Annotated in this window: 17 protein-coding genes; 10 read left to right on the top strand and 7 right to left on the bottom strand. The window is 59.8% G+C overall.

Translation table 11 applies throughout. From position 1 onward, the window contains the following. Window positions 1-72: 72 nt before the first annotated feature. Entirely contained in the window at window positions 73-1578 is a 1506-nt protein-coding gene (locus ACRAWE_RS22800; RefSeq protein ID WP_197668262.1) for a CoA-acylating methylmalonate-semialdehyde dehydrogenase, read from the bottom strand. 556 nt (window positions 1579-2134) lie between these two features. On the opposite strand from ACRAWE_RS22800, the gene ACRAWE_RS22805 reads away from it, so the two are divergent. Together ACRAWE_RS22805 and ACRAWE_RS22810 are read left to right on the top strand one after the other, a co-directional pair. After that, window positions 2135-3577: a sugar porter family MFS transporter gene (locus ACRAWE_RS22805; RefSeq protein WP_432525923.1), complete on the top strand. Its 1443-nt coding sequence runs from the start codon at window positions 2135-2137 to the stop codon at window positions 3575-3577. Window positions 3578-3608: 31 nt separating this feature from the next. Beyond that, window positions 3609-4445 carry a TIM barrel protein gene (locus ACRAWE_RS22810; RefSeq protein WP_063918373.1) on the top strand — a complete coding sequence of 279 codons (837 nt, stop codon included), beginning with the start codon at window positions 3609-3611 and terminating at the stop codon, window positions 4443-4445. Between the two features lie 36 nt (window positions 4446-4481). On the opposite strand, the gene fetB is transcribed toward ACRAWE_RS22810, so the two are convergent. From fetB to ACRAWE_RS22835, 5 genes are all read right to left on the bottom strand, one after another. Continuing rightward, entirely contained in the window at window positions 4482-5255 is a 774-nt protein-coding gene (fetB, locus tag ACRAWE_RS22815) for an iron efflux ABC transporter permease subunit FetB (RefSeq protein WP_019455206.1), read from the bottom strand. Continuing rightward, the gene (gene fetA / locus ACRAWE_RS22820; RefSeq protein ID WP_063918372.1) at window positions 5242-5919 is read right to left on the bottom strand and encodes an iron efflux ABC transporter ATP-binding subunit FetA; all 678 of its coding nucleotides are present in this window, start codon (window positions 5917-5919) and stop codon (window positions 5242-5244) included. Before fetA ends, fetB begins: the two co-directional genes overlap by 14 nt. A 190-nt stretch (window positions 5920-6109) precedes the next feature. Next, entirely contained in the window at window positions 6110-6397 is a 288-nt protein-coding gene (locus ACRAWE_RS22825; RefSeq protein WP_063918371.1) for a FaeA/PapI family transcriptional regulator, read from the bottom strand. A gap of 37 nt (window positions 6398-6434) precedes the next feature. Then, window positions 6435-7562, bottom strand: coding sequence for an FKBP-type peptidyl-prolyl cis-trans isomerase N-terminal domain-containing protein (locus tag ACRAWE_RS22830; RefSeq protein WP_211129479.1), 1128 nt, complete (start codon window positions 7560-7562; stop codon window positions 6435-6437). A 2-nt stretch (window positions 7563-7564) separates the two neighbouring features. After that, complete coding sequence (locus ACRAWE_RS22835; RefSeq protein ID WP_432525924.1) at window positions 7565-7978, bottom strand: hypothetical protein; 414 nt, start codon at window positions 7976-7978, stop codon at window positions 7565-7567. A 758-nt stretch (window positions 7979-8736) separates the two neighbouring features. Here ACRAWE_RS22835 and ACRAWE_RS22840 point away from each other — a divergent pair. The 8 genes from ACRAWE_RS22840 to ACRAWE_RS22875 all read left to right on the top strand — a co-directional run bounded on the left by ACRAWE_RS22840 (window position 8737) and on the right by ACRAWE_RS22875 (window position 16177). Next, on the top strand, window positions 8737-9267 hold the full coding sequence (locus tag ACRAWE_RS22840; protein WP_019455211.1) for a fimbrial protein: 531 nt from the start codon (window positions 8737-8739) through the stop codon (window positions 9265-9267). A gap of 91 nt (window positions 9268-9358) precedes the next feature. Next, a complete protein-coding gene (locus ACRAWE_RS22845; protein WP_074056129.1) occupies window positions 9359-9907 on the top strand; it encodes a fimbrial protein in 549 nt (182 codons plus the stop codon). 71 nt (window positions 9908-9978) lie between these two features. Beyond that, window positions 9979-12480 (top strand): fimbria/pilus outer membrane usher protein, encoded by a 2502-nt coding sequence (locus ACRAWE_RS22850; protein ID WP_154747656.1) that lies wholly within the window; start codon window positions 9979-9981, stop codon window positions 12478-12480. A gap of 24 nt (window positions 12481-12504) precedes the next feature. Continuing rightward, the gene (locus tag ACRAWE_RS22855; RefSeq protein ID WP_016930416.1) at window positions 12505-13251 is read left to right on the top strand and encodes a fimbrial biogenesis chaperone; all 747 of its coding nucleotides are present in this window, start codon (window positions 12505-12507) and stop codon (window positions 13249-13251) included. 11 nt (window positions 13252-13262) lie between these two features. Then, complete coding sequence (locus ACRAWE_RS22860) at window positions 13263-13874, top strand: fimbrial protein (RefSeq protein WP_063918368.1); 612 nt, start codon at window positions 13263-13265, stop codon at window positions 13872-13874. Window positions 13875-13888: 14 nt separating this feature from the next. Continuing rightward, the gene (locus ACRAWE_RS22865) at window positions 13889-14893 is read left to right on the top strand and encodes a fimbrial protein (protein WP_019455215.1); all 1005 of its coding nucleotides are present in this window, start codon (window positions 13889-13891) and stop codon (window positions 14891-14893) included. Window positions 14894-14912: 19 nt separating this feature from the next. Further along, window positions 14913-15452, top strand: a complete 540-nt coding sequence (locus ACRAWE_RS22870; protein WP_019455216.1) for a fimbrial protein — start codon at window positions 14913-14915, stop codon at window positions 15450-15452. Between the two features lie 101 nt (window positions 15453-15553). Then, the gene (locus ACRAWE_RS22875) at window positions 15554-16177 is read left to right on the top strand and encodes a LuxR C-terminal-related transcriptional regulator (protein WP_019455217.1); all 624 of its coding nucleotides are present in this window, start codon (window positions 15554-15556) and stop codon (window positions 16175-16177) included. Between the two features lie 16 nt (window positions 16178-16193). On the opposite strand, the gene ACRAWE_RS22880 is transcribed toward ACRAWE_RS22875, so the two are convergent. After that, on the bottom strand, window positions 16194-17105 hold the full coding sequence (locus ACRAWE_RS22880; protein WP_432525925.1) for an arginase family protein: 912 nt from the start codon (window positions 17103-17105) through the stop codon (window positions 16194-16196). Window positions 17106-17252 lie beyond the last annotated feature (147 nt).

Here is a 17252-nt window from a genome sequence, read left to right on the forward strand (position 1 = left end):
TTCTCCTGTTAACACCCCGTGCAAAGGCCGCTGCCCCAAAGGAACAACGGCCCGCTCATACTCTGCGATCGCTTAACCCAGCGTTGGCATGCTGAATTCGGACACCGTCTGTTGCCCGGCCGGCCAGCGCGCGGTGGCGGTCTTCATACGCGTGTAGAAACGCACGCCGTCGGTGCCGTGCACGTTCAGCGCACCGAACACCGAGCGCTTCCAGCCGCCGAAGCTGTGGAACGCCATCGGCACCGGCACCGGCACGTTGACGCCGACCATCCCGGCCTGCACTTCTTGCACGAACTGGCGCGCATAGTGGCCGCTGCCGGTAAAGATGGCGCTGCCGTTGCCAAACTCATGGCCGTTGACCGTATCGATGGCGGTGCGATAGTCCGGCACCCGAACGATGCCCAGCACCGGCCCGAAGATCTCTTCGCGGTAAATGCGCATGTTCGGCTTCACGTGATCGAACAGCGTGCCACCAACGTAATAGCCTTCAGGATAGCCCGGCACCTGATAATTGCGGCCGTCGGCCACCAGGGTCGCGCCTTCTTCCACCCCCAGATCGATGTAGCCCAGCACCTTCTTCTGGTGGGCGGACGACACCAGCGGCCCCATTTCATTCTCTTCGCCGCCCTGCTGCAAGCCAGGGCCGACGCGCAGCTGTGCGATCAGCGGCTTCAGTTTGGTGATCAGCTTGTCGGCGGTATCATCGCCGACCACGACGGCGATCGGCAACGCCATGCAGCGTTCTCCGGCGGAGCCGAACGCGCCGCCCATCAACGCGTTGACCGTGGCGTCCAGATCGGCGTCCGGCATGACGATCGCCTGGTTTTTCGCCGCGCCGAAGGCCTGTACTCGCTTGCCGTGCGCGCTGGCGGTGGTGTAGATATGTTCCGCCACGGTGGAGGAGCCGACGAAGCTCACCGCCTGAATGCGCGGATCGGTGCACAGCTGCGCCGCGTCTTCATTGGCGCAGTGCACCACGTTGAACACGCCGTCCGGCAGGCCGGCTTCTTTCAGCAGCTCCGCCAGGCGTACCGAGGCCGAAGGCACCAGCGCCGGCGGCTTGAGGATAAAGGTATTGCCGCAGGCCAGCGCGATAGGGAACATCCACATCGGCACCATTGCCGGGAAGTTGAACGGGGTGATGCCCGCCACCACGCCCAGCGGCTGCATCAGCGAGAAGCTGTCGACGCCGCTGCCGACGTCCGCCGAATACTCGCCCTTGATCAGATGCGGGATGCCGCAGGCGAATTCGACCACTTCCATGCCGCGCGTCAGTTCGCCCAGCGCATCCGAATACACTTTGCCGTGCTCGCTGACGATAAGCTCGGCCAGCTCGTCGCGGTGCTGTTCCAGCAACGCCTTGAAATTGAACATGATGCGCGCGCGACGCAGCGGCGTGGTGCGCGACCAGTCGGCGAACGCCCGATGGGCCACGTCGATGGCCTGTTTGACTTCGGCGGCGGTGCTCTGCGTGACGCGCCGCTCAACCTGCCCGCTGGCCGGGTTATGCACGTCGACGGTTTGATTGCTGCTGCTCAGGCACACCTGCCCGTCAATAAAGTTACCCACGGTTTTCATGTCACGCCCTCTTTTCAAGTCCGCTGCCGCCTGGCCACACGCAGGCGGCAGCGGCGTTAATCGTCCCGCTCGCCGCACTCCGTCGGCAAGCCGGCTAAATCCTGACCGGATGCAGCAAACTCTATTTCATTGAAAAAAAAGTTTCAAATAAATTGTTTTGGAAAATTTGTTTTTAGTGCGTGAGGTCGCAATTTTGCGGTGTCGATCGGTCGACGCTTTCATTGTCGTGCCAGGGCAGATACCGCGACGAGAGAGAAACCGTGGGTGATGCACGCTGACTTTGCTACAGAAAATCCGCACTGCGCCTGCCCTGCCGTCGCTATCGCCCAGCGCCGAACGCTCAAAGCGTCCGGGCCACTCGCGACGGTTTTTTTTGAACTGGATCTAAAAATCAATATTCCATTATTCACTAATTATGAAATAAATGTTCTTGTTTGTTCCAGCATTTATCGACGACATCGCCTTGATGACAGGCACGGTTCACACCCTTCCGCTCGCCCTCTTTCCGATAACCCAACCGTGCGGACGGAAGCCAGGATAAAAATCGGAGCAACACATGTCATATCAGCGTAAGCACAATACCGGCTACATCTTGCGAATTTGCGGCATCGCCGCCCTGGGCGGCATTCTGTTCGGCTACGACACCGCCGTGATCTCCGGCGCCATCGAAGCGCTGAAAACCTATTTCAGCCTCAGCCCGGCCGAAACCGGCTGGGCGGTCTCCAACGTGGTGATCGGTTGCGTGGTCGGCGCCTTCGCCGCCGGGCCGCTGGCGGCGCGCTGGGGCCGTAAAAAGGCGCTGATGCTGGCGGCGCTGCTGTTCACCGTGTCCGCCGTCGGCGCGGCATTGGCACCGACCTTCACCTGGTTCGTCATCTACCGCATCATCGGCGGCCTGGCGGTCGGCATCGCCGCCACCGTGTCGCCAATGTACATGTCGGAAGTGTCGCCGAAAGACATGCGCGGGCGGGCGCTCAGCATGCAGCAGTTCGCCATCGTGTTCGGCCAGATCGTGATTTTCTACGTCAACTTCAAAATCGCCAGCCTCGCCAGCGAAGCCTGGCTGGTGGAAATGGGCTGGCGCTGGATGTTCGCCTCGGGCGTGATCCCCTGCATCCTGTTCTGCATCCTGGTGTTCATTATCCCTGAATCGCCGCGCTGGAACGTGATGATGGGCCGCGACGATCAGGCGCTGGCGATGTTGACCAAGGTCTCCAACGCTGCCCACGCGCAGAATCTGCTGAAAGAAATCAAAGACTCGCTGCAGCAGGATCGGCAGCAACAACACCGGAAACTGAATTACGGCGACGTGCGGGTGCGGTTCATCCTGTTCGTCGGCTGCATGATCGCCATGCTGCAACAGGTGACCGGCGTCAACGTGATGATGTACTACGCGCCGGTGGTGTTGAAAACCGTCACCGAAAACGCGCAGGAAGCACTGTTCCAGACCATCTGGATCGGCGTGCTGCAGCTGGTCGGTTCGGTGATCGGCGCCATGCTGATGGATCGCATGGGCCGTATTCCGCTGATGCGTTACGGTACGCTGGGCACCATCGCCGGCCTGCTGCTCACCTCGTACGCGCTCTACACCCAGGCCACCGGCTATTTCGCGCTGTTCGGCATGCTGTTCTTCATGGTGTTTTATGCGCTGTCCTGGGGCGTCGGCGCCTGGGTGCTGGTGTCGGAGATCTTCCCGAACCGCATGCGCGCGCAGGGGATGAGCATCGCCGTCGGCTGCATGTGGGTCGCCAACTTCGCGGTATCGCAGTCATTCCCGATGATCAACGATCATCCTTACCTGTTCTCGCATTTCCACGGTGCCTTCCCGATGTGGATCTTCGCCGCCTGCTGCCTGTTCAGCTACTGGTTTATCGGCCGTTATATCCCGGAAACCAAAGGCGTCTCACTGGAAAAAATGGAGCAGGTGGTGCTGGCCAAACGCCACCGCCATCCTCTGCCCGACGGCAAGCCGCTGCCGCTGGAAAACGGCAAATCCTGATCTCTCACCCTGACCGCTGGAGTAATGCCTCATGACCATTGCGCTGGACCGCTTCTGCATTAACCGCAAGATCGCGCCGAATCTCGATCTGGACAGTTTTTTCCGCCTGGTGAAACGTTGCGGGCTCAGCAAGGTTGAGCTGCGCAACGACATGCCCAGCGGCAAGGTGACCGACGATCTGAGCGACGCGCAGCTCAACGCGCTTGCCGCACAATACGGCATCGACATCGTCACGATCAACGCCCTTGGCATGTTCAACCGGGTGGACGACCCGGCGGCGCTGCTGCAACGCGCCGAAGCGCTGCTGGCGCAGGCCCAGGCCATCCACAGCCGGGCGCTGGTGCTGTGCCCACACTGCAGCGCCGATGACCAGCGCAGCGAGCAGCAAAAACGGGATGACACCCTCGCCGCATTGCGGCTGCTGGCGCCGCTGTTTGCCCGCTATGGCGTACAGGGATACGTCGAACCGCTGGGTTTCGGCATCAGTTCGCTGCGATCGTCGCTGCTGACCCAGGCGATCATCCGCGATGCCGGCGCGCCGTACCGCATCGTGCTCGATACTTTCCACCACTATCTGAGCGGCGTGACGCAGGCCGATTTCGACGCCCAAATCCAGGTGGCGCAGATCGGCCTGGTGCATCTGTCCGGCGTGGAAGACGCGCGGGAGAAAGGCGCGTTGAGCGACGAAGAGCGCATCATGCTGAGCGAGGGCGATCGGCTGGAGAGCCGCCGTCAGGTGCAGAACCTGGAACGCCTGGGCTACGCCGGCATCTATGCCTTCGAACCTTTCTCTTCCCAGCTGGACAGCTGGAGTGAGGCGGATATCGAACGGGAAATCCGCCAGAGCATCGCCCTGCTGCAAGGGTAAAAAAAACGGCCTCCGCGGAGGCCGTTTTTCATGGCGTTACTTCAGGTTGCCGACCACCAGCTGGTGACGCTGGTTATAAAACTTACGGTAGGCCAGATAGCAGGCGATTATGGTCGACAGGCTGGCGGTGGAAAGCAGCATGAAGGTCACCATAATCTGGTATTTGATCGCTTTCACCGGATCGATGCCGGCGAAGATCAGCCCGGACATCATGCCCGGCAGGCTGACTAGCCCGACGGTTTTCGCCGAGTCCACGGTCGGGATCAGCGAAGCGCGGATGCTGTCGCGGATCAGCGCCGCCGAAGCGAACTTGGGCGTCGCCCCCAGGCTGAGCATCTCCTGAATCTTCTGCTGCTCGCTTTTGAAACGCTGGCCGAGGTTGGTGTAACACAGCCCCACCGCCACCATGGCGTTGCCGGCGATCATCCCGGAGATCGGGATCACCTGCATCGGCGTAAATTCGATAGACCCGGTCAACACCAGCACCGCCAGCGTCAGCACTGCACCGGTGGTGATGGCGATAAACGACGTCACGAAGGCGTGTTCGACGTACTTGCTGCGTTTCTTGGCGTTGTAGGCTGCGTTAAAGCAGATGAACAGCACCATCAGCACGGTGAGAACGGCGTTATCCAGGTCGAAAATATACTTCAGCACATAGCCGACGATGATCAGTTGCACCACCGCGCGGCAGATGCTCCAGATAATGTCCTTTTCCAGCGCCAGCTTTTCCCGATGGCTGATCAGAATGGCGACCACCACCAGGATCATCGACAAGCCCAAGGATTCGTTGGTGATGTTATGCTGATTCATGCTGTTGCTCCTGTTGCTCGGCGCGGTGCGCGCGCAGGGTGATCACCTCGTCCGCATGCGCTATCTCTTCGGTATCGTGCGTTACCCACAGCACCGCCAGCCGCTGCTCCGCCACCAGCTGATGAACGATTTCGTTGACGTTGCGCTTGTTTTCCTCGTCCAGCGCGCTGGTGATCTCATCGAGTAACAGCACCCGCGGCATAAACTGCAGGTTGCGGATCAGGGACACGCGCTGTTTTTCCCCGCCGGAAAGCTCATTGATGCCTTTAGTCAGCATCGCCTCCGGCAACCCGAAACGCGCCAAATCGGCCTTCATTTTCGCCGTGTCCGGCGACTGTTGGCGGATTTGATAGGGCAGCGCCAGATTGTCGTAAACCGTATTGCCGAACAGCGCCGGCGTCTGGAAACAATAAGAGACCTGCTTGCGGTACGCCTCCGGCGACATCTCGGCGATCGCCCGGCCGTCGAAATAGATATTTCCGCGGGTCGGATCCATTAAGGAAGAGATGATTTTCAGCAGGGTGCTTTTCCCGCAGCCGGAAGGTCCGGTGATCAGCTTGAACTCGCCTTCACCCAGGGTGAAAGAGACCGAGTCCAGGATCACCTGGTTGTCTATTTGATAATGAATATCATCCAATCTCAGTATGTCTTTCTTTTCCTTCATTACGATGCCGGCTCCCTACACCTGTTTCCGTCTGAGCGATAAGTATATGGCCGCAAAAAACATCTTAGCAATGCCTGCGCGGCGGGCGGGGAACGCAAAGGAGGATTGGCGGAGCGGAAAGCCCCGCCAAATGATAAGATTAATTAATGCTTAGCTGTAGGAATAGTCAAAAGCGACCGCCAGGGCCGAATCACTCTTTTTTCATCGCTGCCTGTTCGTCGCAGCTGTACCAGCGTAGAGAATTATTGATGCTGCGGTGGGTGCAGCGCACCTTGCCCTCCTTTTCCAACGCCAGCAGCAGGGTGCGGGTGGTATAGATGTTTTCACCGCATTTATCTGCCAGCTCGCGCGTCTTCGGCCACTGCTCCGGCGGGGGATGATGGCCCCCTGACCCTTCCACACGATCCCTGCACAATCCTTGCAACACATTCAGCATCAGCGATTTTCTGCTTTCAAACGTATTCGGCGCCTTGGCCATAGCATTCCTCCTGAGTGGTTACTGCTGAGCACCCCGCTCACGGTTGCACGTCCGCGATGCGCAGGGTGTAAATCATGGTGGCGTTCGGGGGGATCGCCGGCGGGCTGCCCTGCTTGCCGTATGCCAGCGCAGGTGGCACCACCAGGGTGATCGAGCCGTGGCGCTGCAGCTTCTCGATAGCGGCGCGAAACAGCGGCGGATAGCGCGTCAACGGCTGCGAGATCACCGTTCCCGCCAGCTCCATATCTTTGACCACCCGGCCGTCGGGCAAACTCTCGCGCACCACGATGTCCACCCGATCGTCGGTGCCAATCGCGCCGCTGCCGGCATAGTCGACCCGGTAGTAGAAACCGAGCGCATCCTGCTTCACCCCCTCCTGTCGGGCGAAATCGGCCAGGTAGGCCTTGCCGTCCGCAGGGGGAGTCTGCGCCTGCTGCAAACGCTGCTGCGCCGTGCGCAGCGCGCTGTCGATGGCGGCGTCATCCAACCGCAACCGACCGGCCAGGGTATCGGCGATGCCCGCCAGCAAAAGCTGCCTGTCCGCCTCCAGCCCTGCCCGTTGGTTCTCCTGCTGCAGATGCAAAATGTCGCGCCCCAGCGATACGCCGGCGGCATAGGCCTGCTTGTCCGCATCGCTGGCCAGCGGTGGCGCTTGCGCCGCCTGCCGCCGTTCTGTCAGCAAGGTTTCTATCCGCTGCCGTTGCTGCGCCAGCTGCGCGGTCAAACTTGCGCTGCGCTGTTCGGCTCGCGTCAACGAGGCGATCAGCACGCCCACCTCAGGCGCCGGCGCAATGGCCTGCTTCACCCCTTTCAACGCATTGATAAGCGGCCGAATATCGACGCCGACCGGCTCCCTTTTCGGCGCCGCAGCGGCCTGAGCCGCCGCCAACTGCAACTCCAACTGACGGATTTTCTCCGCCTGCTGTTGCAAAGAGTGCGTCAGTGCAGTTAAACGAGCGCCATCTGCGCCTGCGACGGCGGCCGGTTTAGCGGCCGGTACGGGCGCCGATTTGCGCTCGGCATCGTCCCTGGGCGCGGCCGGCGGCGCCTGCCGCTGTTCGGCAAACTTCAACAGGGCAGGAATGCCGTCGTCATCGGCGCAAACGGTCCCGCTCACCGCCAACAGCAGGATCCCTATCCCCCATCCTTGCGCACTGCGCTTCACGGCTACAGATTCTCGACCCGGTCAGACAGATCGGACATCAGCTCATGTTCGACGTCGGCGCAGAATTTCTCGGTTTTATATTGATAAAGCGCATCAATAGCTTTGCGGGTGCTTTCATCTACGTTGCCGCGCACCCCGGCATATCCGGAGGCGTTGGAAAGCAGGCCGTTAAAATAGGCGATGCGTTTTTGATAGATTTGCGGATTAATATTCTTTAAGGAATTAACCCGTTGCTGACAAAGCGCGATGCGCTGTTCATCAGATTTATCATTAGGATTGTTCTGTGAAAGTTTTTTCACGGAATTCAGGTTTGTTTTGCTACCGCCTGCACAGCCAGAAAGCGCCATAACAGAAAACAAAAATATGGCCAAACCCACCGCGCGGCGTCCGCCGCAAGCATTAATCATCGTTATCATTCCGTTTATAATCCTTTAATTGTCACGCAAGTCATCATTATGTAGCGAACGGCAGCAACGCATGCCTTAATTTGATTAATCAAAATGGGTTAGGCAGCGAAAAATCCCTATCACGTAATGCGATAGAATAATTCACTACCGGTGCAATTGTTATTTAATTGTTAACCAATTAGGTCTAAACGCTGGCTAAACGCGAATAAGAAACCCCACTCCTTCATGCACAAACAACCATGAAATAGCAATAAAAACAATAAATTATGTTTTATATTTTGTTTCAGTAAGGAAATTCAGCCTCTGCTGCCTAAGGGCGATATTAGCAAAACAATATTGTGAATTGTAGGTGCCACCCTATTTCCCCCGATCTAATATCTCGCATATCGTTATTTATATAGTGATTTATACTGGATAATATTTGTATACGATCTATTGATTTTAAAGCAAATATATTTCTTTTTCCTTTTGGTTTTATATTCTGAATTTGACTTAATTTAATAAAATCTATTTCCAAGCAATACTATTATTTGCAAGAATATTCCCAGCAACACGTCACACTTAAAACTCGTATTTTATTTACCAAGAAATCCATTGCTGATTTCCAAAATCTCGTTATTTCTCATAAATAACGGATGTTGGCGTATTGCCCAGAGCAAAAGGATCTGGCTCCAGCCGTACGGGCGGCGACATGGCGTTGCCGCCGCTGCGGGGGATTTAGATGTGCTGTTCTTTTTATTTAAAAACTCTCTACAGGAACTTGAGAAATGAAACTGAATAAATTAATGCTGGCAACCGTGATTGCTTTCGCTTCCGCATCTGTTGCTCATGCCGCATCTAATCAGGGCAGCGGTAAAGTCACCTTTACCGGCGAAATTATCGATGCGCCATGCAGCGTCGCACCGGAATCCGTTGACCAAACCGTGCCAATGGGCCAGATCAGCAGCCGCATCCTGGCCAACCAGGGTAAATCCAGCATGCAGCCTTTCAACATCGAACTGAAAGATTGCTCCATCTCCACCATGAAAAACGTCAAAGTGACCTTTACCGGTACGCCTGATCCGGTCAACAACAAATTGCTGGCTCTGAGCGGCACGGCAACCGGCGCCGGCATCGTGATCTACGACAACCTGCACTCCAAAGAAGTGGAACTGGGCACGGCGACCGACGGTCAGGGCCTGAACGACGGCGATAACTCGCTGAAATTCGCCGCTTACCTGCAGGGCAGCAGCGCCTCCGCCGCCGTGGTGCCGGGCGACTTCACCAGCGTGGCGAACTTCACCCTGGCTTACCTGTAATACCCCACAGGGGATGCCCCAGGGCATCCCCCGCTTTATTGCATGCCGACGAGAGCGGCAAGGGAACAGGGAAAGACAGGGAGACGCCAGCATGACTATCCGCCTTTGCGGTCTGTTGCTCATCGCGCTCAGCGTAGGCAACGCGGCGGCAGCGAAAAATCAGGGCCACGGCAAAGTCAGCCTGGGCGGCACCATCGTCGAAACACCGTGCGGCATCGCCAGCGACAGCCTGGATCAAACCGTCGATTTCGGTCTGATTTCCATGACCGACGCCTCACAGGACGGGCAATCGGTGCTGATCGGCAGCCGTCGCCATTTCACGATCAAACTGGTGAATTGCGAACTGGCCAGCCAGGTGAAGCCCGACTTTATCTATCGCGCGGCCAACGTCACGTTCGACGGCACCGCCGACAGCCGAGATCCTTCCCTGTTGGGCGTGTATGGCGAGGCGCAAGGCGTGGCTATCGAGCTGTTGACCGATACCGGCGCCCCGATCCCGCTCGGCAGCACGACGGCGGATTATCAGATCGTTGCCGGCGACAACACGCTGCGTTTCGGCGCACAGCTGCGCATACATCCCGATAAGGCGCGGGCGGGCGGCTTCAGCTCTCTGGCCAAATTCACCCTGTCTTATCTCTAGCGCCGGCGGGCGCTGCACAGCATTACGTATTCAGGTCGTACGGATGACCTGCTATTGGGCGCGGACTTGCCATGAGTGATTATGTTATGACGTCATTACTGACACGGAAACACCTACCTCTCCTCGTCATTCTGTCTTTCCTCTGGGTGCGTCCGGCATTTTCCGCCACGGAATTCAATACCGACGTCCTGGATATCGGCGAGCGCAGCAAAGTGGATCTTTCGCGCTTCTCCGACGCCGACTACGTCATGCCCGGCGCTTATTTGCTGGATATCAAGATCAACCAGAAAACGCTGCCTCAGCGCAGCATCCAGTATTTGCCGTCACCGGATAACAAGAGCGGCAGCCAGGTGTGCCTGCCGCCCGACCTGGTGGAAAAAATGGCGTTGAAGGAAGAGGCGGCCAAGAAAGTCACCCTGTGGCACGACAACCAGTGCGCCGACATTCGCGCGATCAAGGGCGCGACCGTCTCCGATCGCATCGGCGGCGGCGTGCTGGCGATCACCATCCCGCAGGCGTGGATGAAATACTCCGATCCCGACTGGACGCCGCCCGAACAGTGGGATGACGGCATTCCCGGCCTGCTGCTGGATTACAACATCAGCGGCCAGCTAGGCAAGCAGAGCCATAACAACAACACCGCCCAGAACCTGAGCAGCTACGGCACCTTGGGCGCCAACCTGGGCGCCTGGCGCCTGCGCGCGGACTTCCAGTCCAATTACAACCAGCAGGCCGGCGATCGCAGCACCGGTTTCGACTGGAACCAGATCTACGCCTACCGCGCGCTGCCGATGCAGGCCGCCAAGCTGACGGTGGGCGAGATCTATCTCGACTCCGGGGTGTTCGACGCCTATCGCTTCACCGGCCTCAACCTGGCCAGCGACGAGCGCATGCTGCCGCCTAATCTGCAGGGCTATGCGCCGGAAGTGCGCGGCATCGCCAAGAGCAACGCCAAGATCACCGTCTCGCAGGAAGGCCGCACGCTGTACGAAACCACCGTGCCCGCCGGGCCGTTCGCCATTCAAGATCTCAACAGCTCGGTACGCGGCAAGCTGGACGTCAAAGTGGAAGAGCAGGACGGCACCGTCTCGACCTTCCAGGTGGACACCGCCACCATTCCGTACCTGACCCGGCCGGGCTACGTACGCTACAACGTGGCGCTGGGCAAGACCTCGGCCTACGACCACCGCACTCAGGGGCCGCTGTTTTCCGCCAGCGACTTCTCCTGGGGGTTAAGCAACGCCTGGTCGCTGTATGGCGGCGCGCTGCTCGGCGGCGACTATAACGCCTGGGCGCTCGGCCTCGGCCGCGATCTGAACGTGTTCGGCGCCATGTCGCTGGACGTCACCCAGTCGATCGCCCGTCTGCCCGGCGAGCCGACCGCCAGCGGCATGTCGTTCAAGCTCAACTACGCCAAACGCTTCGACGAGCTGAACAGCCAGATCACCTTCGCCGGCTACCGCTTCTCACAGCGCAAGTTCATGAACATGTCGCAATATCTGCAGGAGCGTTACGGTGATTACGACAAGAATTACAACGGCCGACAGAAAGAGCTGTACACCATCACCGCCAGCAAAACCTTTATGGCGGAAGACACCACCAAGGCGATCACCGCCTACCTGACCTACTCGCACCAGACCTATTGGGACGCGCGAACTCAGGATCGTTACGGCCTGTCGGCCAGCAAGCTGTTCAGCATCGGCGATATCAGCAACATCACCGCCTCGCTGTCGGCTTACCGCACCTATTACCAGGGCCGCACCGACGATAGCGTGATGCTCAACTTCACCGTGCCGATCGGCGATCGCCGCCGTGTCGGCTATGCGCTGCAAACCAACAATGGCGATGTTACGCAGACCGCGTCGTACAACGACTACAGCGATCCGGACAATACCTGGCAGGTCAGCGGCGGCTTTAATCAGTCCGGCAAATCGCTGGCGCGCGGGTACTACACCCACAACGCCTCGTTCGGCTCGCTGAACGCCAGCGCCTCTTATCAGCAGGACAGCTACTCGTCGATCGGCGGTTCGTTCCGCGGCGGCCTCACCGCTACCCGGTACGGCATCGCGGCGCACCAGAACTCGAGCAACGGCGGCAGCCGCATGATGCTCGACACCGACGGCATCGCCGGCGTGCCGATCAACAACGGCCGCGCCTACAGCAACCGTTTCGGGCTGGCGGTGATTTCCGACATCACCAGCTACTACAACACCGACACCCGCATCGACGTCAACAAGCTGGCGGACGACGTCGAGGCCACCCGCGCAGTAGTGCAAGGCACGCTGACCGAAGGCGCCATCGGCTACCGCCACTTCGAGGTGGTGAAAGGCAGCAAGCTGCTGGCCACCATTCGCCTTGCGGACGGCAGCGAACCGCCGTTCGGCGCCGCGGTGCTGAGCGAGAAAGGCCGCGAGGTCGCGGTGGTCAACGACGGCGGCTCGGTCTACCTGACCGGCGTACAGCCGGAGGAAAAACTGGACGTCGCCTGGGAAGGCCAACGCCGCTGCCGCATCGTGATCCCGGGCGCCGCCAAGCCGCTGGACCAGCTGCTGCTGCCGTGCGCCACCCTGTAATCCGTAACGCTGAGAAATGATGACATGAACAAACACCCGATAACGCTACTGACCGCCGCCGGCCTGGCCTTGAGCGCCGTACTGCCCACCGCCGACGCGGCGATATCGCTGGATCGCACGCGCGCCGTCTATGTGAGCGACGCCAAATCGATCAGCCTGAATATCGTCAACGAAAACAAAGAGCTGCCCTTCCTGGCGCAGTCCTGGCTGGAGAACGAGCAGCACCAGAAAATCACCTCGCCGCTGGTGGTACTGCCACCGTTGCAGCGCGTGGAGCCGAGCGAGCGCAGTGTGGTGCGCATCACTAAAACGCCGGAGGCGGATCGCCTGCCGCAGGATCGCGAGTCGGTGTTCTACTTCAACCTGCGCGAGATCCCGCCGAAAAGCACCAAAACCAACGTGATGCAGCTGGCGCTGCAAACGCAGATCAAGCTGTTCTACCGGCCGAAGGCGATTGTCGCGCCCAAGGGTGAAGTGTGGCAGGAAAAGCTGGTGTTCCGTAAAAGCGGCGGCGCCATCACCGTCGACAACCCGACGCCGTTTTACATCACCCTGACCGGCATGACGCGGCAAACGCAAAAACAGGGCGGCGGCGCGATTGGCGGTTTTCAACCGCTGATGCTGAAGCCGAAATCCAGCGAAAGCCTCAAGCTGCACGACACCGGCATGAACAGCTTCGTCATCACCTACATCAACGACTACGGCGGCCACCCCGAGCTGCGCTTCGCCTGCAACGGCAGCGTTTGCACCGCCGTGCCCGAGAAAAAATAAGGAGGTCCAGCATGGCTGAATTCACCGATCGACTGCGTCCGCTGCTGTTCGGCGCGCTGCTGTGCGGCGGCAGCGCGCTGGCGGCAACGCCGCTGGGCGTGATCGAAGGCACGACCGGCACCGTCAGCTTTCACGGCGGCCTGCTCAGCTCTCCCTGCAGCCTGACGCCGGATAGCCGGGATCAGGCCGTCGATCTGGGCGACGTCAGCGCACGCGACTTCCGAAACACCGGCGATCGCAGTGCGCCGGTGCGTTTTCGCCTCTCGTTCCGCAACTGCCTGCTGGGCGCGCGAGCGCTGGCGGATAACCCGGCCGGCCCGCGCAACGGCGACGCCGGCCGCCTCTACCTGCAGGGTGAGCAGGCCGCCACGCTGGTGTTCCTCGGCGAAAGCGACGTCAACAATCCGTCGCTGCTGAAGCTGAACGGCGGCGTGCAAGGCATCGGCCTGCGGCTGCAAGATCAGCAGGGCCGCGCGCTGGAACTGAATCAGCGCAGCCGCCCCTACATTCTGCAGCCCGGCAGCAACACCCTGTGGTTCAGCGCCAGCGTGGAATCCACCCAGCGGGCGGTGATGGCGGCCGGGTTCGCCGCCGTGGCGCATATTCAGGTGATTTACCTGTGAGGTTCGAGAACGCAATGAAAACTCAACTGACCAAACTTTGCCTGCCGCTGGCGATCGCGCTGGCGGCCCCCGCCGCCTGGGCCAACGGCTATGTCACGCCGGACGGCGGGCCGAAACAGTTCTATATCGACCTCAATCAAAGCAACATCACCAACCAGGTGGGGTTCACCAAACAGTTTCCCTATTCATTAGGCGGTACCTATACCGGCAAGGCCTACTGCGATACGCCGATCCCCCGAAGCCCGCACTTTTACAAGTCGGATTCGGCGCTGCCCCCCTCTGACTACGGCAACGGCTTCCTACAGTTGAACGACTTCCTGGATTTAAAAGCCGAAGTGTGGATTGCAGGTAATAAGAAGGCCTATGTCACCGTGCCTTTTTACAACGAATCCAACGAGTATCCCAATCACAGTTGCTCACCGCCTTATGTGCAGGTCAACAACTATGAAAGCGGTTCAAAAGGCCGCATCACCTTCCGGGTGCGCAAGAAGATCATCAACGGCGTCGAGATTAACGATCGGCAGATCATCGAGATGTACGGCCGTCTCGGCTCGACCGACGGCGGCTTCGGCCCTAATCCGATGGCGCAGGTGTTTATCCAGTCCGCGATCCTTTATGTGCCGGATAAATGCGTGGTGAACGAAGGCCAGCTGATCAACGTGGAGTTCGGCGAGATCGGCGGCAGCGATCTCAACGGCTCGAACTACCCGCAAAGCATCCCAGTGCGTTTCCAGTGCGAGGGCGGCAGCTTCGAGGACGGCACGCTGAACATCAAGCTGGCGGTGTCGGGTACGGCGGCCTCCTTCAGCAACGAGGTGTTCAAAACCGACAAGAACGATCTCGGCATCCGGCTGACCCACAACGGCCAGCTGGTCATCCCGAATGAGTTTTATCCGGTGCCGAACATCGGCAACGGCGGTTCCTGGAACCTGGTGGCGGCGCCGTTCGCCAACGGCGGCGCGGAGATCGGTGAAGGGGAATTCAACGCGTCGGCCACCATCGTGGCGGCATTCCAGTAACCGAGGGAGGAACGAAAAAATGCGTCTACGCGCTTTAACGCTGCTGGTCTGCGCGCCCTGGTGGGTTGCCGTCATGCCGGCAGCGGCGAACACCGAGCTTATCGGCGCGCCGGTGCAGTTCCACGGTACCGTGGTGAGCCGCCCGTGCAATATCGAACCGCAGTCCGCCGATCAACTGGTGGAGATGGGCACGGTGATCGTCAAAACCCTGTACCGCTACGGCCATACTACGCCGGTGCCGTTCAGCATCAAGCTGACCGACTGCAAGACCACGGTGTTCAAATCCGTCAGCGTGACCTTCAGCGGCACCGAAGACGGAGAACTGCCGGGCAAGCTGGCGATCAACAACGGCGCGAACGGCGCCGCCATCGCCCTGTTCGATCATCAGGGCGCGGACATCGATTTGAACAAGGCCACCAGCGCCGTCGCACTGCAAAACGGCCCCAACAGCCTGAACTTCACCGCCTATGTGCAGGGGAGGCCCAGCGCGATTCAAAACCAAAGCATTACCGAAGGCGAATTCACGTCCGTCGCCAATTTTGTGCTGGCGTACCAATAAGCCCCGCACCTTCCCAGGGAAATCAGGAAAACGACCGGCGCGCAATCGCCGGCGATTGGCCGTCACCGTTCGCTCCGGCGCGGCCTTTTAAGGAGGCACCCATGCCAGATATTCGCTTCACGCTGTTCGACAGCGATAACTTCTACCAGCAGGGGCTGCGTCTGCTGCTGCAGGACTATCTGCACTCCCTGAACGAATGCCATCGCCTGTACCCGCAGTTCTCGCCGCTGGCGCTGCAGGCATTGGATAACATCGAAATCGTGCTTCGCACGCCGGAAGAGCGCTGGGGCTGCGCCAGCTGCTATCAAAGCCCCTACGGCACCCCGCGCCAACGGCAGCTGACCCTGCTGATCCTCGACGACGCGACCCAGCAACAGGTAAAAAATTCACCGCCGCTGTTCAGCATTCATCGGCGCGATTCGGCCTACGCCATCCGCCTCAAGCTGCAGATGGCGTTGGAAAAGTTCATCCAGCACCCGTGGGTGGCGCTGCACGCCGCCGGCACGTGGAAATGCCAGGCTTGCCGCATCGCCGCGCTCAGCCACTGCGAGAAAAAGGTGCTGGGTTTGATGAGCAGCGGCATGTCCGCCTGCAGCATCGCCGGCCTGCTGCAACGCAGCCAGAAAACCATCAGCGCCCATAAACGCTCGGCGATGCGCAAGCTGAACGTGCGTAAAAACAGCGAGTTGAATAAGGTGCTGCTCAATCAGCGGGGTTTGGGTTGAGGGCGATAACACACCATTATGCGCCAGATTGCCGAAACATCGCCGCCAACATATCGACAAGCAGCGCCGCATAATGGCCGGCGGGGTCGAGATCGGGATCGAATACCGTCACCGTCATGCCGCAGCACAGCGGATTTTGCAGCAGACGCGCGCCGATATTCTCCAGCCATTGCCGATCGATGCCGGGTGACCCCGGCGAATCGACCGCTGGCATCACTGTTTGGTCGAGCACGTCCACGTCGAAATGCAGCCAGAAACGCCACTGCGGCTGCGCGGCCAATACCCGCTCGATACGCCGGACAATTTCCGCCTCGCCGATCTGATGGGCGGTAAAAACGTCGATGCGCTCGATCGCCGTCTGCGCAATATCCGGCCAGGCGAAGTCTGCATGCCGGTTTTCGCGCTCCCCCAGCTGCACAATTTGCCGTTCCGGCACCAGCGGCGGCGCGATGCCGGGCCAGGTCGTCAGCAGGGGCTCGCCGCGGCCGCTCGCCAGCGCCAAATCCATCCCTGCCGCCGCCCCCAGCAGCTGTGCGGTATCGTAGTTGCCGGGGTGGCGAAAGTCGCTGTGGCCATCGATATGCACCAGCGACAGTGGCCCCGCCCGGCGCGCCCCGGCCAGCGCCCCCAACAGGATCGAACAGTCGCCGCCGACAACCAACGGAAAGTCTCCTTGCCCCTGCACAGCGGCCACCGCCTCCGCCAACTGTAGATTGAAGGCGCGGATAGCATGCCCATTGCGGATGCGAGTGCCGGGCTGCGCCAGCGGCGAATAAGGCCGTTGCGGCAAGGTGCTGACCGCGCTCGCCGCCAGCCTTTCCACCAGCCGCTGCGCCATCAGCGCCTGCGGCGCCCGCCAGACGCCGGGCACATGGCCGGGCCGCAACGGCCGCAGGCCCAGATTGCTCGGTGCAAGAATGAGGTGCATACGCGCGATCTCCGTGCAAAAAACGTCGTCGTAGCCAAAAGCATAAGCGCCGCAGCGCCGGGCGCGCGTTCTTTTTTCAATCTTGCATGGCGCATAGCGAACAGGGCAAAAGCGGTTTACTCTGAATGTCTATTTTCACACCGTAAA

It is taken from the genome of Serratia sp. BFP-2025 (genome assembly GCF_050880365.1).
Lineage (GTDB): Bacteria > Pseudomonadota > Gammaproteobacteria > Enterobacterales > Enterobacteriaceae > Serratia > Serratia surfactantfaciens.